This window comes from Mycobacterium sp. (genome assembly GCF_046330795.1).
Classification (GTDB): Bacteria; Actinomycetota; Actinomycetes; order Mycobacteriales; family Mycobacteriaceae; genus Mycobacterium.
This window is the reverse complement of sequence record NZ_JAXLSA010000001.1, coordinates 133,050-158,940: the sequence shown is the minus strand read 5'-3', so window position 1 is coordinate 158,940 and position 25,891 is coordinate 133,050. Positions and strand designations below refer to the sequence as shown.

At 67.4% G+C, this 25,891-nt stretch carries 23 protein-coding genes; 5 read left to right on the top strand and 18 right to left on the bottom strand.

Annotated elements, in window-relative coordinates; all coding sequences use genetic code 11:
- Positions 1–16 precede the first annotated feature (16 nt).
- From hisG to metH, 10 genes are all read right to left on the bottom strand, one after another.
- Positions 17–862 (bottom strand): ATP phosphoribosyltransferase, encoded by an 846-nt coding sequence (gene hisG / locus U0R18_RS00800; RefSeq protein ID WP_526364978.1) that lies wholly within the window; start codon positions 860–862, stop codon positions 17–19.
- Positions 863–867: 5 nt separating this feature from the next.
- A complete protein-coding gene (locus U0R18_RS00795; RefSeq protein WP_526364976.1) occupies positions 868–1,149 on the bottom strand; it encodes a phosphoribosyl-ATP diphosphatase in 282 nt (93 codons plus the stop codon).
- A 28-nt stretch (positions 1,150–1,177) separates the two neighbouring features.
- Positions 1,178–2,254, bottom strand: a complete 1,077-nt coding sequence (locus tag U0R18_RS00790) for a 2Fe-2S iron-sulfur cluster-binding protein (protein WP_526364974.1) — start codon at positions 2,252–2,254, stop codon at positions 1,178–1,180.
- Positions 2,254–3,933 carry a hydroxylamine reductase gene (hcp, locus tag U0R18_RS00785; protein ID WP_526364972.1) on the bottom strand — a complete coding sequence of 560 codons (1,680 nt, stop codon included), beginning with the start codon at positions 3,931–3,933 and terminating at the stop codon, positions 2,254–2,256. The genes U0R18_RS00790 and hcp overlap by 1 nt, the downstream gene beginning before the upstream one ends.
- Positions 3,934–4,001: 68 nt before the next feature.
- Positions 4,002–4,697 carry a Crp/Fnr family transcriptional regulator gene (locus U0R18_RS00780; RefSeq protein ID WP_526364970.1) on the bottom strand — a complete coding sequence of 232 codons (696 nt, stop codon included), beginning with the start codon at positions 4,695–4,697 and terminating at the stop codon, positions 4,002–4,004.
- Between the two features lie 10 nt (positions 4,698–4,707).
- Complete coding sequence (locus U0R18_RS00775) at positions 4,708–6,177, bottom strand: sugar porter family MFS transporter (RefSeq protein WP_526364968.1); 1,470 nt, start codon at positions 6,175–6,177, stop codon at positions 4,708–4,710.
- 76 nt (positions 6,178–6,253) lie between these two features.
- Positions 6,254–7,450, bottom strand: coding sequence for a GGDEF domain-containing protein (locus tag U0R18_RS00770; protein ID WP_526364966.1), 1,197 nt, complete (start codon positions 7,448–7,450; stop codon positions 6,254–6,256).
- Entirely contained in the window at positions 7,447–8,511 is a 1,065-nt protein-coding gene (locus U0R18_RS00765; RefSeq protein WP_526364964.1) for a sensor domain-containing diguanylate cyclase, read from the bottom strand. The genes U0R18_RS00770 and U0R18_RS00765 overlap by 4 nt, the downstream gene beginning before the upstream one ends.
- A 313-nt stretch (positions 8,512–8,824) precedes the next feature.
- Positions 8,825–9,508, bottom strand: a complete 684-nt coding sequence (locus tag U0R18_RS00760) for an HAD family hydrolase (RefSeq protein ID WP_526364962.1) — start codon at positions 9,506–9,508, stop codon at positions 8,825–8,827.
- Between the two features lie 133 nt (positions 9,509–9,641).
- Entirely contained in the window at positions 9,642–13,391 is a 3,750-nt protein-coding gene (metH, locus tag U0R18_RS00755) for a methionine synthase (protein ID WP_526364960.1), read from the bottom strand.
- A 326-nt stretch (positions 13,392–13,717) separates the two neighbouring features.
- Between metH and U0R18_RS00750 the strand changes: the two genes are divergently transcribed.
- Positions 13,718–14,590 (top strand): PAC2 family protein, encoded by an 873-nt coding sequence (locus U0R18_RS00750; RefSeq protein WP_526364958.1) that lies wholly within the window; start codon positions 13,718–13,720, stop codon positions 14,588–14,590.
- Positions 14,591–14,592: 2 nt separating this feature from the next.
- The gene (locus U0R18_RS00745) at positions 14,593–14,859 is read left to right on the top strand and encodes a hypothetical protein (RefSeq protein ID WP_526364956.1); all 267 of its coding nucleotides are present in this window, start codon (positions 14,593–14,595) and stop codon (positions 14,857–14,859) included.
- Here U0R18_RS00745 and U0R18_RS00740 read toward each other — a convergent pair.
- Together U0R18_RS00740 and U0R18_RS00735 are read right to left on the bottom strand one after the other, a co-directional pair.
- A complete protein-coding gene (locus U0R18_RS00740) occupies positions 14,784–17,744 on the bottom strand; it encodes an MMPL/RND family transporter (protein ID WP_526364954.1) in 2,961 nt (986 codons plus the stop codon). The genes U0R18_RS00745 and U0R18_RS00740 overlap by 76 nt on opposite strands.
- On the bottom strand, positions 17,741–18,187 hold the full coding sequence (locus U0R18_RS00735; protein WP_526364952.1) for an MmpS family transport accessory protein: 447 nt from the start codon (positions 18,185–18,187) through the stop codon (positions 17,741–17,743). The genes U0R18_RS00740 and U0R18_RS00735 overlap by 4 nt, the downstream gene beginning before the upstream one ends.
- Positions 18,188–18,248: 61 nt before the next feature.
- Here U0R18_RS00735 and U0R18_RS00730 point away from each other — a divergent pair, with 61 nt between their 5' ends.
- Positions 18,249–18,533 (top strand): metal-sensitive transcriptional regulator, encoded by a 285-nt coding sequence (locus U0R18_RS00730; RefSeq protein ID WP_526364950.1) that lies wholly within the window; start codon positions 18,249–18,251, stop codon positions 18,531–18,533.
- A gap of 29 nt (positions 18,534–18,562) precedes the next feature.
- A complete protein-coding gene (locus tag U0R18_RS00725) occupies positions 18,563–18,760 on the top strand; it encodes a DUF8730 family Cys-rich protein (protein ID WP_526364948.1) in 198 nt (65 codons plus the stop codon).
- On the opposite strand, the gene U0R18_RS00720 is transcribed toward U0R18_RS00725, so the two are convergent.
- The 3 genes from U0R18_RS00720 to U0R18_RS00710 form a co-directional block, all read right to left on the bottom strand.
- Complete coding sequence (locus U0R18_RS00720) at positions 18,757–19,755, bottom strand: patatin-like phospholipase family protein (protein WP_526364946.1); 999 nt, start codon at positions 19,753–19,755, stop codon at positions 18,757–18,759. The two genes, U0R18_RS00725 and U0R18_RS00720, sit on opposite strands and share 4 nt — an antisense overlap.
- A gap of 101 nt (positions 19,756–19,856) precedes the next feature.
- Positions 19,857–21,095 (bottom strand): cysteine--1-D-myo-inosityl 2-amino-2-deoxy-alpha-D-glucopyranoside ligase, encoded by a 1,239-nt coding sequence (gene mshC, locus U0R18_RS00715; RefSeq protein ID WP_526364944.1) that lies wholly within the window; start codon positions 21,093–21,095, stop codon positions 19,857–19,859.
- A 25-nt stretch (positions 21,096–21,120) separates the two neighbouring features.
- Positions 21,121–21,936, bottom strand: coding sequence for a 3'(2'),5'-bisphosphate nucleotidase CysQ (locus tag U0R18_RS00710; protein WP_526364942.1), 816 nt, complete (start codon positions 21,934–21,936; stop codon positions 21,121–21,123).
- A gap of 66 nt (positions 21,937–22,002) precedes the next feature.
- Here U0R18_RS00710 and U0R18_RS00705 point away from each other — a divergent pair, with 66 nt between their 5' ends.
- Positions 22,003–22,473 carry an META domain-containing protein gene (locus U0R18_RS00705; protein ID WP_526367335.1) on the top strand — a complete coding sequence of 157 codons (471 nt, stop codon included), beginning with the start codon at positions 22,003–22,005 and terminating at the stop codon, positions 22,471–22,473.
- A gap of 96 nt (positions 22,474–22,569) precedes the next feature.
- On the opposite strand, the gene arcC is transcribed toward U0R18_RS00705, so the two are convergent.
- Genes arcC through U0R18_RS00690 form a run of 3 tightly spaced genes read right to left on the bottom strand, consistent with a single transcriptional unit; the run spans position 22,570 to position 25,845 of the window.
- On the bottom strand, positions 22,570–23,481 hold the full coding sequence (gene arcC, locus U0R18_RS00700; protein ID WP_526364940.1) for a carbamate kinase: 912 nt from the start codon (positions 23,479–23,481) through the stop codon (positions 22,570–22,572).
- A gap of 13 nt (positions 23,482–23,494) precedes the next feature.
- Complete coding sequence (locus U0R18_RS00695; RefSeq protein ID WP_526364938.1) at positions 23,495–24,505, bottom strand: ornithine carbamoyltransferase; 1,011 nt, start codon at positions 24,503–24,505, stop codon at positions 23,495–23,497.
- 44 nt (positions 24,506–24,549) lie between these two features.
- On the bottom strand, positions 24,550–25,845 hold the full coding sequence (locus U0R18_RS00690) for an arginine deiminase (RefSeq protein ID WP_526364936.1): 1,296 nt from the start codon (positions 25,843–25,845) through the stop codon (positions 24,550–24,552).
- Between the last annotated feature and the right edge of the window lie 46 nt (positions 25,846–25,891).

Below are 25,891 nucleotides of genomic sequence, written 5' to 3'. Positions count from 1 at the left end.
CTGGGAGGCTAGCAGTTCAGAAACGGCAGAACCGGATGTCCGACGCGAGAATCGCCTTGGCGCCGATGATGGCCAACTCGTCCATGATGGCGTTGACGTCCCGGCGCGGAACCAGCGCGCGCACGGCGACCCAGTCCGGGTCGGCCAACGGGGCGATGGTCGGTGACTCCAGGCCCGGAGTCACCTCGGTGGCCCGCTCCAGCACGGCCTTGGGGCAGTCGTAGTCCAGCATCAGATACTGCTGGCCGAACACGACCCCCTGAACGCGGGCCGCCAGTTGGTCCCGCGCGACGTCGGGCTGGTTGCCGGCACGTTCGATCAGCACGGCCTCCGAATCGCACAGCGACTCACCGAACGCGGCCAGACCGTGGGCGCGCAACGTCCGGCCGGAGCCCACGACGTCGGCGATCGCGTCGGCCACGCCGAGCTGGATGGAGATCTCCACCGCACCGTCGAGCCGGATGACCGTGGCGTCGATTCCCTTGGCCGCCAAGTCTTTCCGGACCAGGTTCGGGTACGCGCTGGCGATCCGTTTGCCGGCCAGGTCGGCGACCGTCCAGTCCCGGCCCGCCGGGGCGGCGTACCGGAACGTCGACGATCCGAACCCCAGCGCGAGCCGCTCGGACACCGGGGCGTCGGACTCGAACGCCAGATCGCGACCGGTGATGCCGAAATCCAGCTGTCCGGAGCCGACGTAGATGGCGATGTCCTTGGGCCGCAGGAAGAAGAATTCGACGTTGTTGACCGGATCGAGGACAGTCAGGTCCTTCGGGTCCGTGCGACGCCGGTAGCCGGCCTCCGCGAGGATCTCGGCGGCCGATTCGCTCAGAGCGCCCTTGTTGGGGACGGCAACACGCAACACGCCCATCACAGCTTCCGGTAGATGTCGTCGAGGGTCAGGCCGCGCGCGACCATCAGCACCTCGGTCCAGTACAGCAGTTGGCTGATCTCGCCGGCCAGCGCCTCGTCGGATTCGTGCTCGGCGGCCATCCAGACCTCGCCGGCCTCTTCCAGGATCTTCTTGCCGATGGTGTGAACGCCGGCGTCCAGGGCGGCGACGGTGGCGCTGCCCGCCGGCCGTGTACGTGAGCGTTCCCCCAGTTCGGCGAACAGTTCCTCGAAGGTCTTCACGGCACAGGATTGTTTCACACGGGCCACGATGCCCGAGTTCAGTGGGCTACGGGGCAGCGCCGGACAGGAAGCGTTCGGCGTGGACCTGCTCCCGCGGCACCCCGACAGCGGCCAGTGCGGCATAGGCGGCGTCGATCATCGGCGGCGGCCCGCACACATAGACGTCCGGCCACTCGTCGAGGGTCGAGGCCTCGGCCGCCGCCAGATCGACGGGGTTGCCGGTGGCGCCGGTCCAGTCCGGTGCCGGCTGCCACACCACGGTGTCGGCCCGGAACCCGGGCAGTGTCGCGGCGACGGCCGCCAGCTCGTCCTGTCCGAACACCTCGGACTGCCGCGTCACACCGAAGAACAGCCGCGTCGGCTGCGGGTCTCCCCATTCGGCCATCCGGCGCAGCATCGACAGCAGCGGCGACAACCCGGTACCGCCGCCGATGAACCAACGGGGCCGCAGCCCGTTCTCGGCCAGGACGAAGTCACCCTTGGCCGTCGAGACCGTCAGTTCGTCGCCGACCGCCGCGGCCCGGGTCAGGTACTCCGACATCACTCCGCCGGGCAGCGGCCGGATGTAGAACTCCAACTCGCCGTCCCAGTTGGCGACGTTGGCCGGTGAGTAGGACCGCCGTACCGCGGTGCCGGGAACGGTGAGCTGCACGAACTGACCCGATTCGAAGTCGGCGGACGACGAGCCGTCGGCGTCGGCCAGCAGCGTCAGGCCGAGAGCGACGACACCGTCGGCAACCCGCTCCAGCCGGGTGATCCGGGCCCGGCGCCGATTCGGCCGGGCCGCCACCACCTTGCTCCGGTCGTACGGCAGCTCGATGCGGCAGTTGTCGCGGGGGAAGCTGCAGCACAACAGTATTCCGCCGTCGTCCTCGGCCACCTCGACGACGTCGGGGTCGTGTTCGGCCATGTCCACCCGTCCGCCGGACAGCACGGCCGAGCACGCTCCGCACCCGCCGGCCTGACACGACGACTTCAGGACCAGCCCGGCCTCCTCGGCGGCGGCGAGCACCGTGGTGTTCTCGTCGCAGCGGATGGCCGATTCCACCCCGTCGTCGGTGACCAGCACCACCTCGTGCGCCGACAGGTCGGTCTCGGCGGTGCTGGTGGCGGTCTCGGTCATCAGGCGCCCGCCATCGCGTCCGCCAGGTCCTGGGCGGGATCGCCGATCGGCTTGAGCGCGAACTTGTCCACCAGGATGTCGACCAGCGCCGGGGTCAGGAACGCCGGCAGCGTCGGGCCGAGGCGGATATTGCGAATACCCAGCGACAGCAGGGTCAGCAGGACCGCGGCGGCCTTCTGCTCGAACCAGGACACGAACAGACTCAACGGCAGGTCGTTGACGCCGCAGTCGAACGCATTCGCCAGTGCCAGCGCGATCTGCACGGCCGAGTAGCTGTCGTTGCACTGGCCCACGTCGAGCAGTCGGGGGATTCCACCGATCTCGCCGAACTCGTGGGTGTTGAACCGATACTTGTTGCAGCCCAACGTCATCAGCACGGTGTCGGCCGGCGCGTGGTCGGCGACATCGGTGTAGTAGTTGCGTCCCGGTGCCGCGCCGTCGCAGCCGCCGATCAGCAGGAAGCGTTTGATCGCACCGGACTTGACCGCCTCGATCACCGTGTCGGCGACCGACAGCACGGCGCCGTGGCCGAACCCGGTGGTCACGGTTTCCGACGGCACCTCGGTGGTGAATCCCGGCATCGCCCGGGCCGCCCCGAGCACCGGCGATAGGTCGGAGCTCAGGTGGCGGATGCCCGGCCAGCCCACCGGTCCCATGGTGAAGATCCGGTTGCGGTACGCCGGCTGCGGCTCGATCAGGCAGTTGGACGTCATCACGATCGGACCGGGGAACGCGGTGAAGTCGCGCTGCTGGTCCTGCCAGGCGCCGCCGTAGTTGCCGGCCAGGTGGCTGTACACGTGCAGGCCGGGGTAGCCGTGGGCGGGCAGCAGCTCGCCGTGGGTGTAGACGTTGATGCCGGTGTTCTCGGTGGCCTTCAAGATCGTGTGGAGGTCGTGCAGATCGTGGCCGGAGACCAGGATCGCCTTGCCGACGACGGGCGTGACACGGACCGGCGTGGGCACCGGGCTGCCGAAGCTGCCGGTGTTGGCGCCGTCGAGCATCTCCATCACCTTCAGGTTCAGCGCACCGAGGTCGAGCGCGTGCACGAGCAGCGCCTCGGGGTCGGTGGGTGGGTCGGCCAGGAACGCCAGCGCGGACTCGATGCCCGCATCGGTCTCCTCGGTGCGGTAACCCAGGGCGTGCGCGTGGTGTGCGTAGGCGCAGACGCCCTTGAGGCCGTACAGGTTGAGGTTGCGCAGGCCCACCACGTCGGGTCCGACGTTGTCCAGGTCGGCGTCGACGCCGATGCCGTCGGCCTGGGCGACCACCTCGGAAATGGTTGCCGCGGGGACGAATACAGCTGTGCCGGTGAGCTTTTCAGCCTCCACACCAGCGGCCTCGGCGGCGGCTTCGTAGGCCAGTTTGGCGCGGTCGCGAACGGCCACCGCCTCGGCGATCATCGCCATGAAGCGGGTGGCGTTGAAGTTGACGTTGGTCAGGGTGGTGAACATGTCGAAGCTGGCATGCGCGGCGAACTCGGGGTCGGCGGCGCCCAGTGCACGGGCCATCGCGGCGTACTGTCCGATGCCCAGATCGATGTGCACCAGCACGTCCTGCAGCGCCGCGGTGGTGGCGTCCTTGCCGCAGTTGCCCTTGACGCTGGCGCAGCCGAAGCTCAGCAGGTTCGGGCGATCGGGGTTGGCGGTGTGGTCGGTTTGCTCGCACTGGTAACAGAACATGACGCCCACGCTAGGAACGGCCGCGGGCGCCAGCATTGACCTAGATCAACTGGACGGTGTGGGCCCGGTCACACACTCGGCTGGCGGTCGGAGTACGCCACCAGCGCGGCGACGTCGGGAATCTGCACGACCGCACCGTCGACCTCGAGCAGTCCCTCGCCGGACAGGGCCCGCATGGCGCGCGAGAAGGTTTCCGGAGTCATGCCCAAGCGCGACGCCAGCACCTGTTTGCGCACCGGCAGCTCCACACTGGTCGAGGTCAGACCGACGTCGGCCGCGCCGAGGACATAGGCGACGATGCGCTGGGTGGCCGACTGTAGCGACAGCGCCGCGATGTCCTGCACCTTGGCCTGCAACCGTTTTGACACCGATGCCAGCATGATGCGGGCCATCGCCGGGTCGGTGTCGAGCAGTCGGTCGACGGCGACGGTGGGCACGAACACCAGCTCGGTGTCGGCCAGCGCGCTGGCGTCGACCGGGTACGGCTTGTGCAGGAACATCACGGCCTGACCGAAAGCGTTTCCGGGACCGACGATTTCGACCACCTTGACCACACCCTCGGAATTCGACATCGAGAGCTGCATGAGGCCTTCGCGTACCACGTAGAACCCCGTCGACGGGGTGTCGCGCCGGAACAGCACCTGCCCGGCGGGCAGAAACGTGGTGCGGCTCTGCCCGGCCAGAAAATCGATCTGCGCGCCATCGAGCCCGTCGAACATCGGGGCCGCGGCGATGGCCTCCCGGCTGATCGGGCTTCCCGACATCACGCAGACATTATCCACTGCCGATCGCGGGCTTCTCGTCGGCCATGAGCTCAGCGTGCATGTCCTCCAGGGACACTCCCTTGGTCTCCCGGACCCACTTCCACACGAACAGGAAGGACAGGACCGCACACAGGGCGTAGAAGCCGTACGCGGTGCCCAGATGGTGTCGCAGTCCCGGGAACGTCCACGTGATGAGGAAGTTGGCCACCCACTGCCCGGCAGCGGCCAGACCGAGTGCCGCCGCACGGATGCGATTCGGGAACATCTCGCCCAACAGCACCCACACCACCGGGCCCCAAGACATTCCAAACGCGACGACGAAGAGGTTGGCGGCAATCAGGGCGATGGTCCCGGTGGCGCCGTGCAGCTCCGGCTTGCCGTCGACCAACGGCGCGGTGCCGAAGATCACCGCCATGGTCGCCAGGGTGACCGCCATGCCGGCCGAACCGATCAGCAGCAGTGGCTTGCGGCCGATCTTGTCGATCAGGGCGATCGCGATGAGCGTGGTCACGATGTTGGTAACCGAAGTGATCACCGTGATCAGGAAGGCCTTGCTCTCCCCGTAGCCGACGGCCTCCCACAGCACATTGGAGTAGTAGAAGATCACGTTGATGCCGACGAACTGCTGGAAGATCGACAGCGCCAGGCCAATCCACACGATGCTGTAGATACCGCCGGTCGGCTTGCGCAGATCCCGCCAGGACGGCTGGTCTTCGCGTTCGATGGTCTCCTGGATCCGGTTGATGGTCACCTCGAGATTCTTTTGCCCCAGCAGCATGGTGAGCACCCTGCGTGCTTCCGGAATGCGGTGGGTGGCAACGAGGTAACGCGGTGACTCGGGAATCGTGAAGGCCAGCAGACCGTAGACCACCGCGGGTACGGCCATCATGTAGAACATCCACCGCCAGGCTGGCTGACCCAGCCACAACTCCTCGCTCGCCCCGCCCGCCAGGTGCGCCAGCAGCGCGTCGACGGCCAGGGACAAGAAGATCCCGCTGACGATCGCGAGCTGCTGCAGCGAGCCCAGCCGTCCCCGAATACCGGGCGGCGAGGTCTCCGCGATGTAGGCCGGGGCGATCACCGAGGCGGCACCCACCGCGATGCCGCCGATGATCCGGAAGACGAAGATCAGCGTGATGTGGTGCGCCAGACCAGTGCCGATCGCACTGATCAGGAACAGCACCGCGGCGATCTTCATCACCGCCAATCGCCCCACTCGGTCGGCCAAGCGCCCGGCGAACAGTGCACCCCCGGCGGCGCCGAGCAACGCCGAGCCGACGGCCCAGCCCAGGGTGTTGTCGCTGATGTCGAAGTGTTCCTGGATCGACTTGACCGCGCCGTTGATGACCGCGCTGTCATAGCCGAACAACAGGCCGCCCAACGCCGCAACGCCGGCTATGCGAACGGCGCTGCGGCCGCTGGAGAACTCTTCGTCACCGAAGATCGACGGCTCGTCACCGCCGACGGGACCGTGGGACATCGTGACCGTCCTTCCGCCGCAACGTTGGAGCAATACCACCATGACACGTTCTTCGAACATGCTTGGCGAGATCGGTTCAGGAGATCGGCTCGCCGTCCCGACGAACGCGGTCACGCTTGGCCTGCTTCTCGTCGTACATCAACCGGTCGACGCGACTCATCACCGCGTCGAGATTGACGTCGGTGGCTGCGGCCGCGGTCAGCCCGATGCTGACGTGCACGGTCAGCTCGACGCCGCGGGGCGCGACCTCGTCGCCGATCCTGTGCCGGATCCGCTCGGCGAGTTCTCGGGCATCGGCGTCCTCCGCGTCGACGAAGCCGACGCAGAACTCGTCGCCACCCATTCGGGCGGCGAAATCGTAGGGGCCGATCTCATCCTGCACCACCGCACCGATGCCGACGAGCACCTGGTCGCCGAACAGATGGCCGAAGGTGTCGTTGACGGCCTTGAAGTCGTCGACGTCCAGCAGCAGAACGCTCAGCCGGCCATGTCCGTCGCGCACCTTGCGCAACTCGACGGTGGCCCGTTCCGTGAAGGCACGCCGGTTCAGCAGCGGTGTCAGTGAATCGGTCTGGGCGAGCACCTCCAACTCGCGCTGGAGCATCTTGAGTTCGGTGACGTCGCGGGCCGAACTGAGCACGGTCTGGATCTGCCCGTCCGCACCGAACTCGGGCACCAGGCGGAGCACGAAGTGCCGTGGGCCGTCCGGCGCCGGGAACTCGAACTCCCGCTCGAGACGCTCGCCGGTCTCGAAGATGGTGCGATACGCCGACTGCCACAGGTCGGCCAACGCCGACGGCTCGTCGATCTCGACCTGACTCCGGCCGATGCGCAGCTGGACCGGCCGTTCCGGATCGGCCTGCTCGACAGCGGGATTCACGTACAGGTAACGCATCGAACGATCGAATCGTGCGATCACGTCGGGGATCTGCTCCACGATCCTGAAGAAGTCCTCATTGCGCAATTGACAGGGGCTCGGTAGCCGCAGGATCGCCACGAAGTGATCCGGGTCGGACATCGGCTGCGCGACGCAATGCCATGCGTCCGCCGCCTCGCGGACCATCAGCACCTCCCCCGGCTGGGCCGCCCGGCGTGCCGCAGCCAGCCGGTGCAGTAACGTCGCCTCGTCCGCAACGGCATCCGGTGCGCCGACCACCGCGCCGAAATAGCCTGTCCGGGAAACGACTACGAAGGTGTCCGACTCACGTCGGCACCAGAACGCCGCAACGCCCGCCGACTCGAAGGTGTCCAGCCAGCTCTGCGCCTCGGTCATCGGGGCGCCCCGGACGGTCGACGGCCCTTTCGCAGCGGTGCGCGCGCCACGAACTTCTGCCGGTACATCGCATCGTCGACCCGAGCGAGCAGTTCGTACGCGGTGATCTCGACGTCGCCAGCGGTGACCGCACCGACACTCACCGCGATCCCACCCGTCAGTCCGACTTCCCGCGCGACATCGCCCACCCGGCGGCGCAGGCGTTCGGCGGTCGACTCCGTCGCGTGCACGTCCGCGTCGAGGAGGGCCACGCAGAACTCATCGCCGCCCAGCCTCGCAATCAGGTCGCCCTCGCGCGTCTCGGCCTCCAGCAGCCGCCCGATCCGGTTCAAGATCTCGTCACCCACCACGTGGCCGAACCCGTCGTTGATGGACTTGAAGTCGTCCACGTCGAGCAGCAGCAGGCTCAGCGGTCGCCGCCCGGCGGCCAACTCGGCGTCGACCTGCTCGAAGAAGCTGCGGCGGTTCATCAACGACGTGAGCGGATCGGTGCGTGCCAGCACCTCGAACTGATGCTGGAGTCGTTTCAGCGCGCTGATGTCCCGGATGACGGAGATCACCGATTGCACGCTGCCGTCACTGCCGCGCTCGGGCACGCCGCGCACGAGCAGATGATGGATCCGGTTCCGTCCGGCGACATCGATCTCCACATCGAGCGCCTTGCCCTCGGCGAACGCTTCACCATAGGTGGCGGTCAGCGCGGCGACCGTGTCCTCGAACGCGCCCAGTTCGTCGGCGGTGTTCCCGACTCCCCCATCCGATCGCTCGGCGATCACCGCGGCCATCCTCGGATTGACATACAGGATGCGGGTGCTGACGTCGGTGCGCATCACCATGTCGGGCAGGTTCTCCACGAGGGCGACGAAGGCCTCGTTGTTGGTGACGTCGTCGTCGGGCGATCCCACGATCACCAGATGTTCGTCGCTGCCGGGCGTCGTCCGCAGGACGAACTCCAACGGCGCGACCGTTCCGGACGTGACCGCCGGCGCGGGTGCTGGCGACGCCGGCCAAACCTCGGCCAGCGACAACAGCAATCGGCGCTCGTCCACGGACCGCGTCACGGCCTGCATGAGCGCCAGGAACTGTGGAGTGCGAGCAACAATGACGGGAAAACCATCCCCGGTTCGTCGGCAAAGAAACGCCGGAATGCCGGCCAGAGTCAGGGTGCTCAGCCCATCCTCGGCAAACGGCATACCGCCGAATTCTACGGCGGCGATTTTCTTGCGTGCCGAGATTCGCGAAACCTGTTCGATGTTGCTTAACAGGCGATTGTCGATTGTGGAGACGATCCGGCACGGGTCGGGAGGGGTAGTTTCCTGAACCGTTCAGCAAAGACGTGTTGGCGCAGGAAGTACCTGTGAATGGCACCCGAACCTAGGTGGCGGGCTCACCGATCCGATCGGTCAGATCCCCATGCGCGCTGCGCAATCGGGCCAGGGACAGTCCGCTCAACGATTCGAAGAAGACCCGGCGCGCACCGACGGGTACCTCGACCTCATTGGGCACCACGAGAACCGGGCAACCGGCCGCCTCGGCGGCAGCGGTGCCGGTGACGGAATCCTCGATCGCCAGACAGTCGGCGGCGGCGAAACCGAGGAGTTCGGCCGCACGCAGATAAACGTCCGGCGCCGGCTTGCCGTGCGGCACTTCGTCACCGCAAACCGTGACCGAAAAGTACTGCCGCCCAATGCTGTTCAATGCCTTCTCGGTCAGCGCCCGGCGGGTGTTGGTCACCAGCGCCATCGGCACGCCGGCGGCGTGCAACGCGTCGAGCAGCTCACGTGCCCCGGCACACCACGGCAGCCCACTGATGAAGAGTTCGCCGACCCGATCGTGCATCCAGTCCGCCACATCGGCCATGTGACCGGGATCGGGCTCCAGTCCGAGATCCTCGAACACCGTGCGGATCACGCCGTCGGCCGAACCGCCGACCGTCGAGTCACGGATCTCCGGGGCCAGCACCCGGTCGTGGCGCGCATAGAGCTCGTTGATGGCGACGTCCCACAACTTCTCGGAGTCGACGATGGTGCCGTCCATATCCCACAGCACCGCACGCATGCCCGAAATTGTCCCATCGCCGTCGGCGCCGGAGGAAATCCTGTGGCCCCGATCACCAGGATCTGCTCCGCGCTGGCTGCGAGATCTACTCGCACGTTGTGTCCGTGAACGCAGAACAGATCCTGGAAGCGGCTCAGTCCTCGGGGTTGTAGCCGAGGTTGGGGGCGAGCCAGCGTTCGGCCTCGGCCAGGGTCCAGCCCTTGCGCTTTGCGTAGTCGGCCACCTGGTCCTGGGCCAGCCGGCCCACCACGAAGTACTGCGACTGCGGGTGCGAGAAGTACCAGCCGCTGACGGCGGCACCCGGCCACATCGCCATCGACTCGGTCAACTCGATACCGGTGCGCTCCCGGACATCCATCAGCTCCCAGAGCGTCGCCTTCTCGGTGTGCTCCGGGCAGGCCGGGTAGCCGGGGGCCGGGCGGATACCGACGTAGCGCTCCGCGATCAGGGCATCGTTGTCCAGCTGCTCGTCGGGCTGGTATCCCCAGAACTCCTCGCGGACCCGCTGGTGCATGCGCTCGGCGAACGCCTCCGCCAGCCGGTCGGCCACCGACTCCAGCAGGATCGCGCTGTAGTCGTCGAGGGCGGCCTTGAACTCCATGATCTTCTCCTGGCTGCCCAGGCCCGCGGTGACGGCGAAGGCACCGATGAAGTCCGGTAACCCCGTTTCCCGGGGGGCGATGAAATCCCCCAGCGACCGGTTCGGGATGCCGTCGCGGTGCTCGCCCTGCTGGCGCAGGTTGTGCAAGGTGGTCAGCACCTCGGAGCGCGTGTCGTCGGTGTAGACCTCGACGTCGTCACCGACGGCGTTCGCGGGGAAGAATCCGATGACCCCGTTGGCGCGCAGCCACTTCTCCTTGATCAGGGTGTCGAGCATCTGCTGGGCGTCGTCGTACAGCTTGCGGGCGGCCTCGCCCGACGCCGGGTTGTTGAGGATGTCGGGGAAGCGGCCCTTCATCTCCCAGGCGTTGAAGAACGGCTGCCAGTCGATGTACTCGCGCAGCTCGGCCAGGTCGTAGTCCTGGAAATCTCGTATTCCCGTCCCTTGCGCCGGCACCGGCGGCGGATAGCCGTCCCAGTCGATCGGCGTCCGATTGGCGCGGGCTTTCTCCAGCGTCAGCATCGGCCGCTCGTTCTTCTGCGCGTGCCGTTCGCGCAGCGATGCGTAGTCCTTCTCGGTCGCCTCCAGTAGCGCCGGCCGCTGCTTGTCGTCCAGCAGCGCGGCGGCCACCGGGACGGAACGCGAGGCATCTTTGACCCACACCACCGGTCCCTTGCGCCGGGGCGCAATCTTCACCGCGGTGTGCGCGCGCGAGGTGGTCGCGCCGCCGATCAATAGCGGAATCTCCAGGCCCTCACGTTCCATCTCGACGGCGAAGTTGGACATCTCGTCCAGCGACGGCGTGATCAGGCCGGACAGCCCGATGATGTCGGCGTCGTGCTCCTTGGCCGCGTCGAGGATCTTCTGGGCGGGCACCATCACACCGAGGTCGATCACTTCGAAGTTGTTGCACTGCAGGACAACTCCGACGATGTTCTTGCCGATGTCGTGGACGTCGCCCTTGACGGTGGCCATCACGATGGTGCCGTTGGTGTCCTTGCTGTCGGCCGTACCGTTCTCCTCTTTCTCCTTCTCGATGAACGGCAGCAGGTAGGCGACGGCCTTCTTCATCACCCGTGCCGACTTCACCACCTGCGGCAGGAACATCTTGCCCGCGCCGAAGAGGTCGCCGACGACGTTCATGCCGTCCATCAACGGGCCTTCGATCACCTCGATCGGGCGGCCCCCCGCGGCCGCGATCTCGGCCCGCAGTTCCTCGGTGTCATCGTCGACGTGCGCGTCGATGCCCTTGACCAGGGCGTGCGTGATCCGCTCGCGCACCGGCAGGCTGCGCCACTCGGCAGCCTTCGGATCTTCTTCCGCGCCCTTGGTGTTGAACCGCTCGGCGATCTCCAGGAGCCGTTCGGCCGCATCCGGGCGCCGGTTCAGCACCACGTCCTCGATCCGGTCCCGCAGCTCGGGGTCGATCGAGTCGTAGGGCACCAGCGCACCGGCGTTGACGATGCCCATGTCCAGGCCCGCCTTGATGGCGTGGAACAGGAACACCGCGTGGATGGCCTCGCGGACCGGGTTGTTGCCCCGGAACGAGAACGACACGTTCGAGATGCCACCGGAGATGTGTACGCCGGGCAGGTTCGCCTTGATCCAGGCGCAGGCCTCGATGAAGTCGATCCCGTACGTCGCGTGCTCCTCGATACCGGTCGCCAGTGCGAAGCAGTTCGGGTCGAAGATGATGTCCTCGGCCGGGAAGCCGACCTGCTCGGTCAGGACCCGGTAGGCGCGTCCGCAGATCTCCTTGCGGCGCTCCAGGTTGTCGGCCTGACCCTGTTCGTCGAAGGCCATCACGACGACGGCGGCGCCGTACTTGCGGCACAGCCGTGCCTCGCGGATGAACTTCTCCTCGCCCTCCTTCATGGAGATCGAGTTGACGATCGGCTTGCCCTGCACGTTCTTCAGGCCGGCCTCGATGACCTCCCACTTGGAGGAGTCGATCATCTCCGGGACGCGGCTGATGTCCGGTTCGGACGCGATGAGCTTGGTGAACCGGTCCATCGCGGCGACGCCGTCGATCATGCCCTCGTCCATGTTGATGTCGATCACCTGCGCACCGACCTCGACCTGCTGCAGGGCCACCGACAGGGCGGTGTCGTAGTCCTCGGCCTTGATCAGGTTGCGGAACCGGGCGGAGCCGGTGATGTTGGTGCGCTCACCGATGTTCACGAACAGCGAATCCTCGGTGATGTTCAGCGGCTCGAGGCCCGAGAGCCGGGTCGCGACGGCGATCTCCGGCACCGCGCGCGGCGGCTTGCCCTCGACCACCCTGGCGATCTCGGCGATGTGCGCCGGCGTCGTTCCGCAGCAACCACCGACCAGGTTCACCAGACCGGCGTCGGCGAAATCGGCGACGTAACCGGCCTGCCGCTGGGGTGTCTCGTCGTACTCGCCGAAGGCGTTGGGCAGACCGGCGTTCGGGTAGCACGAGACGAAGGTGTCCGCGATCCGCGACATCTCGGCGAGGTAGGGCCGCATCTCCGGGGCGCCCAGGGCGCAGTTGAGGCCCACCGCGATCGGCCTGGCGTGCCGGATCGAGTTCCAGAACGCCTCGGTGGTCTGACCGGACAACGTCCGGCCGGACGCGTCGGTGATGGTGCCCGAGATGATCACCGGCCAGCGGCGCCCGCGCTCCTCGAACAGCGTCTCGATGGCGAACACCGCGGCCTTGGCGTTCAGCGTGTCGAAGATCGTCTCGACGATCAGGAGATCCGAGCCACCGTCGACCAAACCCTTGGCAGCGTCCAGGTAGGCGCTGACCAGCTGGTCGTAGGACACGTTGCGGGCGCCGGGGTCGTTGACGTCCGGCGAGATCGACGCGGTCCGCGTCGTCGGGCCCAGCGCGCCGGCGACGTAGCGGGGCTTGTCCGGGGTGCTGAATTCGTCGCAGGCCTGGCGGGCCAGGGCGGCACCGGCGTAGTTCAGCTCGTAGGCCAGTTCCTCCATGCCGTAGTCGGACAGCGAGACCGCGTTCGCGTTGAACGTGTTGGTCTCCAGGATGTCGGCGCCCGCGTCGAGGTACTCGCGATGGATGCCCTCGATGATGTGCGGTTGGGTGAGGGTGAGTAGGTCGTTGTTGCCGACGAGGTCGCTGGGCCAGTCCTTGAAGCGCTGGCCGCGGTAGCCGGCCTCGTCGGGCCGGTCGCGCTGGATCGCGGTGCCCATGGCGCCGTCGATCACCAAGATCCGCCGGCCCAGGGCTGACCTCAGGGCGTCGGTCTGGTCAGGGCGGATGTTCGGCACGAATGTGTTCAACTCTGGGGAGCTCACGTACGTTCCTTCCGTAACGGAAGGCGTCCTTGACTCTGCCGAGCGTGGCGGATACCAGGTGACAGCGGGTCGCCCGAATAACCGTTGCAACGCCTCTCGACCAGAAAAGTCTACGACGCCACCTGACGTCCGGACGCCCAGCACGACCAGCTCGCGGATCTGGTCGGCAATGTCTGGGAGATCACTCGAGTCTCCATGATCAGCCCGGTTGCTGCCAAACGCATTTCGCCACGACGGTCAGAACGGGCGGCCGACGGGGCAGAACCGCGTGGATCTGCTGCGCGCGTGCGGTCTCGCCACCGCACCGCAGGCATTACGCTGAATTGGTGTCCTCGTCCGATGCCAGCCTGCCAGAACTGCGCAACACCATCGTCGTCGCGGCCTTCGAGGGCTGGAACGACGCCGGTGACGCCGCCAGTGACGCGCTCGAGCACCTGGACGCCATGTGGGAGGCCGAGACGATCATCGAGATCGACGACGAGGCCTACTACGACTACCAGGTGAACCGGCCGGTCATCCGCCAGATCGACGGCGTCACCCGCGAGCTGGTGTGGCCGTCGATGCGGATCTCACACTGCCGGCCGCCGGGCAGCGACCGCGACATCGTGCTGATGCACGGCGTCGAACCGAACATGCGGTGGCGGACGTTCTGCGCGGAGCTGTTGACCATCGCCGAGAAGCTCGACGTCGACACCGTCGTCATCCTGGGCGCGCTGCTGGCCGACACCCCGCACACCCGGCCCGTCCCGGTGTCCGGGGCGGCCTACTCGCCCGATTCGGCGAAGTACTTCGGCCTGGAGGAGACCCGCTACGAGGGCCCCACCGGCATCGCCGGGGTGTTCCAGGACGCGTGCGTGGCGGCCGGGATCCCGGCCGTCACCTTCTGGGCCGCGGTTCCGCACTACGTCTCGCAACCCCCCAACCCCAAGGCCACGGTGGCACTGCTGCGCCGCGTCGAGGACGTCCTGGACATCGAGGTGCCGCTCGGTGACCTGCCGCAGCAGGCCGAGGAGTGGGAGGAAGCCGTCACGGAGATGACGTCGGACGACGAGGAGATCGCCGAGTACGTGCAGTCCCTCGAGGAGCGTGGCGACGCCGAGGTGGACGTGAACGAGGCGCTGGGCAAGATCGACGGCGACGCACTGGCCGCCGAGTTCGAACGGTACCTGCGCCGGCGCGGGCCGGGTTTCCGGGGCTGACGGTGCGCACCCTGGAGGTTTTCGCCGAGGTCCTGTGCCCGTTCGCCCATGTGGGGCTGCGCACGGTCATCGACCGGCGCACCGCCGCCGGACTCGAGGAGCCGCTGCTCGACATCAGCCGCGACGGCCACGGCGACTTCGTCATCGCCTGGAAGCGGGGTGCCGAGGCGTTTCTCGACCAGGTGCTGGCCGCTCACCCCGGAGCCGGTGCGAGTGCCTCGCCCGGGGCCGGTCCGGCGTCCGGCAGTTCGGACACCGGCGGCCGGTAGGCCGGCCTGGCCCGGACCCGCAACGGCCACCAGAACCAGGGCCCCAGCAGCGCGGCGATCGACGGTGTCATCAGGGATCGCACGATCAGCGTGTCGACCAACAACCCGATCCCGATGGTGGTGCCGCCCTGCCCGACGTTGAGCAGGTCACCGGACGCCATCGAACCCATGGTGAACGCGAAAACCAGCCCGGCGGCGGTGACCACGCTGCCGGTGCTGCCCATGGACCGGATGATGCCGGTGTTGATTCCGGCGCCGATCTCCTCCTTGAACCGTGAGACCAGCAGCAGGTTGTAGTCGCTGCCGACGGCCATCAGGATGATCACTGCGAATGCCAGCACGATCCAGTTCAGCTCGATGCCCAGGATCCGTTCCCACACCATCACCGAGATGCCGAACGCGGCGCCGAGCGACAGCACGATGGTGCCGACGATCACCAGCGACGCGATCAGGGCCCGGGTGATGATGACCATGACCAGGAAGATCAGCGTCAACGCCGCGAACGCCGCAATCATGGTGTCGTACTTCGCCCCGGACTGGATGTCCCGGTAGGTGGCCGCTGTGCCGGTTAGGTACACCTTCGCGTCGGCCAGCGCGGTGCCCTTGATCGCCTCGTGCGCCGCGACCACCTCCTCGTCGACCGTCGAGATGCCGGCCTCGGTGGCCGGGTCGACGTCGTGGGTGATGATGACCCGGGCCGCCGTGCCGTCCGGCGACAGGAACAGCTTCAGGCCTTTCTGGAAGTCCGGGTTGTCGAACACCTCCGGCGGCAGATAGAAGTAGTCGTCGCTCTTGGAGGCGTCGAACGCCTCCCCCATCGCCGTCGCGGTGTCGGTCATCTGCTGCATCTGGGTGATCAACCCGTCGAAGCTGCTGTGGATGGTCTGCATCGTGTGTTGCATGGTGGTGGCGGCCGCGATGACCGGCGGGAACTGGGCGACCAGCTGCGGGACCACGCTGTCCATCTGGTTCATCCCGCCGACCGTCGTGTCCATGCCGGCCACCATGGCGTCCATGCTCTTCTGCAGGGCCGCCATGTTGTCGCTGAAGGTGTTGACGCCGTCGAGCGCATCGAATGCCGCACGCACCCCGGAACAGGCCGGGATGTTGAAACAGTTTGGCTCCCAATAGAAGTAGTTGCGGATCGGCCGAACCTCGTCATCGAAGTCGGCGATATGGTCCCGCATCTGGTCCAGGGTGGCCTTCATGGTGGTCATGTCCGTCACGCCCTGGTGTGCCGAGCCGACCATCGCGTCGGCGGAGCCGACGGTGTCGTGCATGGAATCGGCGAGCCGGCCCATCAAGGTCTGCATCCGGGTCATCGACGCAACCATGTCGTCGAGGTCGCCGGACATCTTGTCGATGTCGCCGACCCGCTGGCGCAGGAACTGCAGGTTCTGTGTGATGGGTACCGAGGACATGCTGATCTGGTACGGGATCGAGCTGTGGGCGATCGGGGATCCCAGCGGCCTGGTGATGCTCTGGACCTCGGCGATACCCCGAATCCTGAACAGCGACTTGGCAATCCGGTCCAGCACGATCATGTCGGTAGGGTTGCGCATGTCGTGGTCCGATTCGATCATCATGATGTCGGGATTGAGTCGCGCCGCGCTGAAATGCTCTTCGGCGGCCGTATATCCGATGTTGGCGGGCACGTCGGAGGGCACGTAGTACCGGTCGTTGTAGCTCGTCTTGTAGCCGATCATGGCGAGGATGCCGAGCAGCACGACGGAGGTGGCCGCCGCCAGCACCGGCTTGGGCCAGCGCACCGTCACCGTGCCGACCCGGCGCCAGCCCTTGGTCTTCATGGCGCGCTCGGGATCCATCAGGCCCCGTCGGGTGGCCACCGCCATGATCGCCGGCGCCGCGGTCAGCGATGCCAGCACGACCACCAGTAGGCCGATCGCCGACGGGAACGCCAACGACTTGAAGTACGCCAGCCGGGTCAGCCGCAGACACAGCACGGCACCCGCGACCGTGAGACCCGAGCCCAGGATCACATGCGCGACACCGTGAAATGCGGTGTAGTAGGCCTGCTCCGGGCCCTCGCCCTTCTGCCGGGCCTCCTGATAGCGGCCGATGAGGAAGATGGCGTAGTCGGTACCCGCCGCGATCGCCAGGGCGGTCAACAGGGGCACCGAGAAGGTCGAGAAATCGATCAGCCGGAAATGGCCGAGAAGGGCGACCATGCCGCGCGCGGATCCCATCTCGATCCCGACGATGGCAAGGATCAGCAGCACCGTGCTGACCGACCGGTAGACGAGCAGCAGCATGACGGTGATCACCGCCATGGTGACGACGGTCATCTTCACCATGCTCGCGTCGCCGGCGGCCAGCGAATCGGTGGTCAACGGAGCAGGACCGGTGACATGGACGTGCAGCCCGGCCGGCGGCGGGGTGTCCGCGACAGTGGCGCGGATCGCCTTCACCGACTCGTTGCCCTGGGTGCTGCCCTGATCGCCGGCGAGGTTGAGTTGCACGTAAGCGGCTCTGCCGTCGCTGCTCTGCACACCGGCCGCGGTGATCAGGTCGCCCCAGAAGTCGTGCACATGCTGGACGTGTTCGGTGTCGCGCCGGAACCTGTCGATCAGCGTGTCGTAGTACCGGTGCGCTTCGGGGCCGAGCTTGTCATCGCCCACCAGCACCACCATCGCCAGGCTGTCGGAGGTGGACTCCCGGAAGGTTGCGCCGATTCTCTTGGCGGCGATGACCGAGGGCGCGTCCTGCGGGGACATCGATACGGCATTGTGCTCACCGACGATTTCCACCTGTGGCAGAAGCAGATTCAGCCCGGCCGTGAGCGCGACCCACGCCAGGATGATGGGCACGGCCCAGCTCCGGATGGTCCGCGGGATCACCGGGCGGCTGTTCGACTCGCTGCTCATGCCGCCTTCTCCAGACAGAACGTCTGCGCGTCGGTGCCCTCGGCGTGCTGTTCCTCGACCACCTTGCCGTCGACCAGGATCCGGCACCCCAGTGTCACGCTGTCACCCTGGGCGACCACGTTGGCCAGCAAACCCGGGTCGGTGGTGCTGACCGTCGCTGACCAGGGCAGGTCGGAGAACGACTCCTCGTGCGTCCTGCCCTGGTCGTCGAGATAACTGACCCGGCCGGAGGTGCCCGGCGGGCCGACGATCTCGTAGGTCACCCGCTTGGTGTTGAACGGCACGATCGCGTCGGCGTGCCCCGAATCGGGCGCCAACGGCTGATCGGAGTCGAAGAAGGTGCGCAGACGGCCCACCACGACGCCGGCCGAGAACAGCGCCACCACGATCACAACTACCACCCAGTACTTCTTCAGCACGCCGGAGACTGACGGCTTGGCCATTGGTCGGTTCCCATCTCGGTTCGCTACGAGCCATTGATACCATACGGGGTATAGTATTGGCATGACCGAAGGGAACGACTGCCGTAGTGCGTCGACCGCCACGCTCAACCGACTTCGTCGGGTGCACGGCCAACTCGGTGGCGTGATCGCCATGATGGAGCAGGGCCGTACCTGCCAGGACATCGTCACCCAGCTGGCGGCCGTCTCAAAAGCGTTGGACCGGGCGGGCTTTGCGATCATCGCGGCCGGCCTGCGCACCTGCATCCAGGATCCGGATTCCGGCGGTACCGACCGGGGGACACCGACCATCGCGGAGCTCGAGGCCCTGTTCCTCAGCCTCGCATGACCCCGCTCGAGAGAGGACAGGAAAGTAGAATGTGCCGAGCAGTCAAGTGCAAGGTGTGCGGCAAGACCACGTGGGCGGGCTGTGGGCAACACGTCGCCGCGGTGCGGCGCACGGTCCCGGCCGGGCAGTGGTGCGACGGCCGCCACGACGGCGGATCGGGCAACCAACCGGCACCTGCCAAGCGGGGCTGGTTGCGCCGGTGGGCGACCAGTACGGCGTCGAACTAACGGAACCGGCCGACATAGTCGGCAAAGTCCCAGTGGGACAGGAATTCTCGGGCAGCCGCAAAGCCCTTGTCGTACAGGGCGGTCTTCTGGGCTTCCGACAGGTTGAAATCGAGCACGCCGATGTCGGCGGTGTCCACCCGGATGGTGCGGGCGCTGACCGAGGGCTGGTTCAGGTACGTCTGGTCATGGCCCACCAGAATCGTGGTGACCACCTGCTCGAGCAGCGTCGGTCCGGTCAGCAGGTGCAGTGGCCGCAGCGCCGGGATCAGCTGCTCGTTCTCGGCCGGCAGATCGGGCAGCAGGGTGACGCCGAACGTCGGCCAGCGCGGCCTGCCCCGCGGCCGGTTCAGCGAATCGATCGGGTAGTTCGACAGCAGTCCCCCGTCCACCAGGGTCGACTTGCGCCCATCGGCGGCCACCAGGGTGGCCGGCCGATAGAAGAACGGGATGGCTGTCGACGCCCGGACCGCATCGGCTACCGACTGCCGGTCGGGATCGAGCCCGTACACGCGTTGGTAGTCCCACGGTAGGCGGATCAGCTGCCCCAGGGTGACGTCGGCGACCGTCACCACCAGCCGGTACCGCTGCTCGGGAGGCAGGCCGCGATCGGGCAGGGCCAGATCGGCGAACGTGCTGACGCCGTATTCGGCGAGCTGCTCCTCGACCCAGTCGTGCAGGGCATCGCCGCGGTAGATGCCGTCACCGGTGAGCACCCCGACCGCGGGCCCCAGCAGCGGGATTCGCTGGACCGGGCCCTGGTCGAGCAGTGCGCGATAGTCGATCTGCATGGCCAGCGCGCGGAGCTGATCGGCGGTGACCACGCCGCGCTGCGCCGCCGCGGCCAGGATCGCGCCCACCAGCGCTCCCGCCGAGGTGCCGGAGACGCGTTGTGGCGCATAGCCCGCATCGGCCAGCGCCGCGACCGCCCCGACGAGGCCGATCCCTTTGACGCCGCCACCGGACAGCACCAGGTCGGCGCGTTGCACGGATGCCATCCCTCGAACCTAGGCGCCGTCCGCCACGACCGTGCACAGAAGTCCGTTATGCGACGGCGTGTCGCGGACCAACACGCACGCTCGCGGCAGGGATGCGCGGGTCAGAGCGCGATGCCGAGCAACGCGTCGACGGCGGCACGGATCTGTCCGGGCGCCGCCGCGTCATGACCGCCGTATTCCAGCGCGTCTTCGGCCCAACCATCCAGTGCGGCAAGGGCTTTCGGCGTATCCAGATCATCGGCCAGATACTGCCGCACCCGCGCGATCACATCGGCGGTGTCCGGACCGGCGGGCAGCGCCGTGGCGGCCCGCCAGTGGGCCAGCCGCGCCTGGGCCTCGTCGAGAACCTCCGGGCTCCAGTGCCGGTCGCTGCGGTAATGCCCGGCGAACAAACCGAGCCGGATCACGCCGGGGTCCACTCCCTCGGCCCGCAACCGGGACACCAGGACCAGGTTGCCGCGGCTCTTGGACATCTTGTGGCCGTCCCAGCCGATCATGCCCGCGTGAACGTAGTGGCGCGCGAAACGTCGCTCGCCCGTGACGGATTCGGCGTGGGCGGCGGAGAACTCGTGGTGCGGGAAGATCAGGTCGCTGCCGCCGCCCTGGATGTCGAAACCCATCCCGAGCCGGTCGGTCGCGATCGCCGAACACTCGACGTGCCAGCCCGGCCGCCCGGGCCCGAACGGCGAGGGCCAGCTCGGCTCACCGGGCCGCACCGCCCGCCACACCAGGGCATCCAACGGGTCCGCCTTACCGGGGCGGTCCGGGTCGCCGCCACGCTCGGCGAACAGCGCGCGCATGGTCTCCCGGTCGTAGCCGGACTCGTAGCCGAACTGCCGGGTGGCGTCGGCGCGGAAGTACACGTCCGGGTACTCCGCGTCGTCGACCACGTACGCCGCGCCGGAGGCCAGCATCTTCTCGACCATCTCGATCACCTCGTCGATGGCGGCGGTGGCGGCCACGTAGTCCTGCGGGGGCAGCACGCGCAGCGCGGTCATGTCGTCGCGGAACAGCTGCGTCTCGCGGTCGCCCAGCTCACGCCAGTCGACCCCGTCCCGGTCGGCCCGCTCGAACAGCGGGTCGTCGACGTCGGTGACGTTCTGCACGTAGTGCACCCGATGTCCGCCGTCGCGCCATACCCGGTTGACCAGATCGAAGGTCAGATAGGTGGCGGCATGACCCAGATGGGTCGCGTCGTAGGGCGTGATGCCGCAGACGTACATGGTGGCCGTGGCGCCCGGCGACACCGGACGAACCTGCCGATCGGCGCTGTCGTAGAGCCGCAACTGCGGACCCTGTCCCGGCAACTCCGGGATCTCCGGCGCCGACCACGATTCCATGGGTGCCAACTCTATGGGTAGCGCGTCACGGGTAGTCCAGCTGGTAGCGCGGTCCCCCCGGACCGCCCGCCGTCCGGATCGCGTCGAGCAGGACATCGGCCAACTCGGGCCGGCACATCAACAGGTCCGGTAGGTAGGGGTCGGGGCGGTTGTAGAGCATGGGCGAGCCGTCCAGACGCGAGGCGTGCATGCCGGCGGCCAGCACCACTCCCGCCGGTGCCGCGGAGTCCCACTCCCACTGCCCACCGGCGTGCAGGTAGGCGTCCACCTCGCCGCGCACCACCGCCATCGCCTTGGCGCCGGCCGAACCGATGCGGACCATTTCGAAGTCCAGGAAGTCGGCCATCCGGAACAACACCCGCGGCGGCCGGTTCGCGCTCGCAGTGATCCGGATGGGGGCCGACGGATCCCGGCGCGGCGCCATCGCCACCGTGTCGGTGCGGTACACCTCACCGACAGCGGGCAGCGCGACCGCGGCGTCGGTGATGGTCCCGTCGGGACCGCCGACGCGCTGCCAGAGCGCCACGTGCACCGCCCAGTCCGGCCGGCGCGGGGTGGAGAACTCCCGGGTGCCGTCGACGGGGTCGATGATCCACACCCGGTCCGATTGCAGCCGGGCCCGATCGTCGGGCGCCTCCTCCGAGAGCACCGCGTCATCGGGCCGTTCGGCCCGCAGCCGGCGCAACAGCAGCGCGTTGGCCCGGGCGTCACCGATATCCCCGAGGTCCCACGGATAGTCGAAGCCGACCTCGTCACGGATGGCCAGCAACAGTTTTCCGGCATCGGCGGCCAGATCCGCCGCCAGCGCCGCGTCCGTTGCGTGCTCAGGGGCCGGATTCACCGTCCCAGTATCCATGCGAGGCGCACCGGACTGCTTCCCGGCGTCGGTAGGGTTGTCTGCGTGCAGATGACGTTCCGACCGCTGACCGCCCTCCTGGTGGCGAGCACCGCGGCGGCCGCCGTCGCGTGCTCGTCCGGTTCCAACTCGCCCGAAGCCAAGAGCACGCCACCCGCGCTGCCGGGCACCACCTGGCAACTGGTCTCGTTGCAGTCGATGGACGACGCGCAGGGCACCACGTCCGTCCCCGACCCGACCAAGTTCACCGTCACGTTCGACAAGAACGGCACCGACGCGTTCTTCCAGCTCGACTGCAACCGCGGCAAGGGCACCTACAAACTCGCACCCAGCGGCGACGGCGCCGAGGGCACGCTCGAGTTCGGCCCCATCGCGAGCACCATGATGATGTGCCCGCAACCGTCCCTGGACGGGCAGGTGAGCAAGGCGCTGTCGAACGTGCGCACCTTCCTGATCAAGGACGATCAACTGCACCTGTCGCAGCAGGCCGACGCCGGCATCCTGACCTGGAAGCGCGGTTGACCCCGATCTGTTCCGCGCTGGCTGCGGACCCTTCTCTCAGTTGGTCGCAGTGAGCGCGGAGCAGATCCGGCGGGGCTCATTCCGGCGGCGGTGCCGCTAGCGGGCCACCGTGACCCGGGTGCCCGCCGTGCCCCGCACGATCTCGTCGATATCGGCCAGCGACCCGATCACGGCCTCCTTGCCGGTGGCCCGCGCGAACTGGCACGCGGCGTCGACCTTGGGCCCCATCGAGCCCTTCGGCAGATCCAGTCCGGACAGTTCCTCGGGCGTCACCGCACCCACCTTCTGCTGATCGGGTGTGCCCCAGTTCAGGTAGACGCCGTCGACGTCGGTGGCGATCACCAGCAGGTCGGCCTCGAGTTCCTGCGCCAGCAGCGAGGCCGCCAGATCCTTGTCGATGACGGCCTCCACGCCCTGCAGCTTGCGGTTCTGGTCATACATCGTGGGGATCCCGCCACCGCCGGCGCAGACCACGATCACCCCGGCGTCGACGAGCATCCGGATGGGCCGAATCTCGAAGATGCGCTTGGGTTTCGGGCTCGCGACCACCCGCCGGAACTTGTCGCCGTCCGGCGCGATCGACCACCCGCCCTCGGCGGCCAGCCGCTCGGCGGTCTCCTTGTCGTAGACCGGCCCGATCGGTTTGGTCGGGTTCTGGAACGCCGGGTCATCCGGGTCGACCTCGATCATCGTCAGCATGGTGGCCAACGGCTGCTCGAAGGGCAGCAGGTTGCCCAGCTCCTGTTCGATGACGTAGCCGATCATCGCGTCGGTCTGCGCGCCCAGCACGTCGAGCGGATACGGGTCCACCTCGGTGTAAGCGGCCGACTGCAGTGCCAGCAGGCCGACCTGCGGGCCGTTGCCGTGCGCGATCACCAGCTGATTGCCGTCGGCCACCTTGGCCATGGCCTCCGAGGCGATCCGGATGTTGGCCCGCTGGTTCTCCGAGGTCATCGGTTGCCCGCGCTGCAGCAGTGCGTTGCCACCCAGGGCGATCACGATTCGCATCGGTGTGCCCGGCTCAGTTGGACCGCAGGGAGGACACCAGGACCGCCTTGATGGTGTGCATGCGGTTCTCGGCCTGGTCGAAGGCGATGTTGGCCGGGCTCTCGAAGACGTCGTCGGTGACCTCGATCCCGTTCTTCAGATCGGGGTACTGCTCGGCGATCTGCTTGCCCACCTTGGTCTCCGAATTGTGGAAGGCCGGCAGACAGTGCATGAACCGCACCCGCGGATTGGCGGCGGCCTTCATCAGTTTCGCGTTGACCTGGAACGGCATGAGTTCGCCGATCCGCTCACCCCAGCTCTCGATCGGCTCGCCCATCGACACCCAGACGTCGGTGTGGATGAAATCCACCCCCTTGACCGCCTTCACCGGATCGTCGGTGACGGTGATCCGGGCACCCGACTCCTTGGCGAACCCCTCGCACAGCTTGATGTGCTCCTTGGCGGGCTGCAGATGCTTGGGCGCACCGATCCGCACGTCCATGCCGAGCTTCGCGCCGACCAGCAGCAGCGAGTTGGCCATGTTGTTGCGGCCGTCGCCGACGTAGGCGTAGGCGATCTCGTGCAGCGGCTTGGCGCAGTGCTCGGTCATGGTCAGCACGTCGGCCAGCATCTGAGTGGGGTGGAACTCGTCGGTCAGACCGTTGAAAACCGGTACGCCGGCGTATTTCCGGAGCTCCTCGACCACCTCCTGGCCGTACCCGCGGTACTCGATCGCGTCGTACATCCGGCCCAGCACGCGAGCGGTGTCCTTCATCGACTCCTTGTGGCCGATCTGCGAGGACGTCGGATCGATGTAGGTGACGTGGGCACCCTCGTCGTAGGCGGCCACCTCGAAGGCACAGCGGGTGCGCGTCGAGGTCTTCTCGAAGATCAGCGCGATATTGAGGCCCTCGAGGTTGCGGGTGCGAACACCGGAGTACTTCAGTCGCTTGAGATCTCGGGACAGGTCGATCAGGTAGAGGATCTCGCGTTCGGTGTGATGCACCAGGCTCATCAGATCGCGGCCCTGCAGATTGAATCCCATGTTCGGTGTCTCCTTCAGGAGTTCAGTGGTTCCGTGTGCTCGGTTCAGTACGCCGGATCGCGCAGTATCGGACAGGTCATGCAGCGGCCGCCGCCGCGGCCGCGGCCCAGTTCGCTCGCGTCGATGGTAATGACCTCGACGCCGGCCTTCCGTAATGCGGTGTTGGTCAAGGTGTTCCGGTCGTATCCGATCACCACGCCGGGCTCCATGGCGACGACGTTGTTGGCGTCGTCCCACTGCTCACGCTGGATCCCGTAGACGTCACCCGCGGTCTCCACGACCTTGAAGTCCACCCCGAGGGCGCTGCCGATGGTTTCCACCAGGCCCTTGGTCTCATGGTGGACGGACATCCCGCCGGGCGCCTTGGCGTCCGGGCGCAGCGTGATCGGCTCGATGTTGTCGACGATCGGCGCGAACGCGGTCACCACGTCGTGGTTGCAGAACGTGAACACCGTGTCGAGGTGCATCGCCGAGCGTGTCTTCGGCAGCGCCGCGATGATCACCCGCTCGGCGGCCTCGGCGGCGAACAGGTTGCGCGCCACCAACGCGATGGCCTGCCGGGAGGACCGCTCCCCCATCCCGATCACGACGGTGCCCTTTCCGATGGGCATCACGTCACCGCCCTCGAGAGTTGCGGCCCCGTGGTCGTACGGATCGCCGTTGGGGTCGCCGAGCCAGACGTTGTAGGTCTCGTCCTTGAACGCAGGGTGGAAGTTGTAGACCGCGGTGGTGAGCAGCGTCTCGGGCTGGCGGGCCGGCCAATACATCGGGTTGAGCGTCACGCCGTGGAAGATCCACGACGAGTTGTCCCGCATGAACTGGGTGTTGGGCAGCGGGGCGATCACGAAGCCCGCCGGCTCGGTCTCGGCGAAGGTGGACAGGAACGGCCCGGCCACGTCCTTGGGAATCTCGTGGAAGGCGATGCCGCCGATGAGATACCGGGCCAGTTCGGCCGCTTCCATCTCCTCGAGCCAGGGCCGCATCTCCCGGCCGATGTTCGGGCCGACGAGATAATCCGTCAGCCGGCGGTCGAGCACCCAGGCCCGGGACAGCTGGTCCTTCAGCACCTCGGCCAGGCAGTCCTGCAGGTCGTACACCTCGACGCCGCGGTCCTCCATCTTGGAGACGAAATCGAAGTGGTCGCGGCGCGCCTGGGCCAGCCAGATGACATCGTCGAAGAGCAGTTCGGCACTGTTCTCCGGCGTCAGTCGCTGATGCGCGAGGTCGGGCTGGCACACCATGACCCGGCGCAGCTTGCCGATCTCCGACCAGACACCCACCTTGGAGTTGGGGTAGGCGTCCGGTCCGGCCTTGGCTTCGTGGGAGGCCTTCTTAGCCATCGGGCTTGTTCCTTTCTCGGTCGTGCGAAGTGTTGCGGTGATCTGA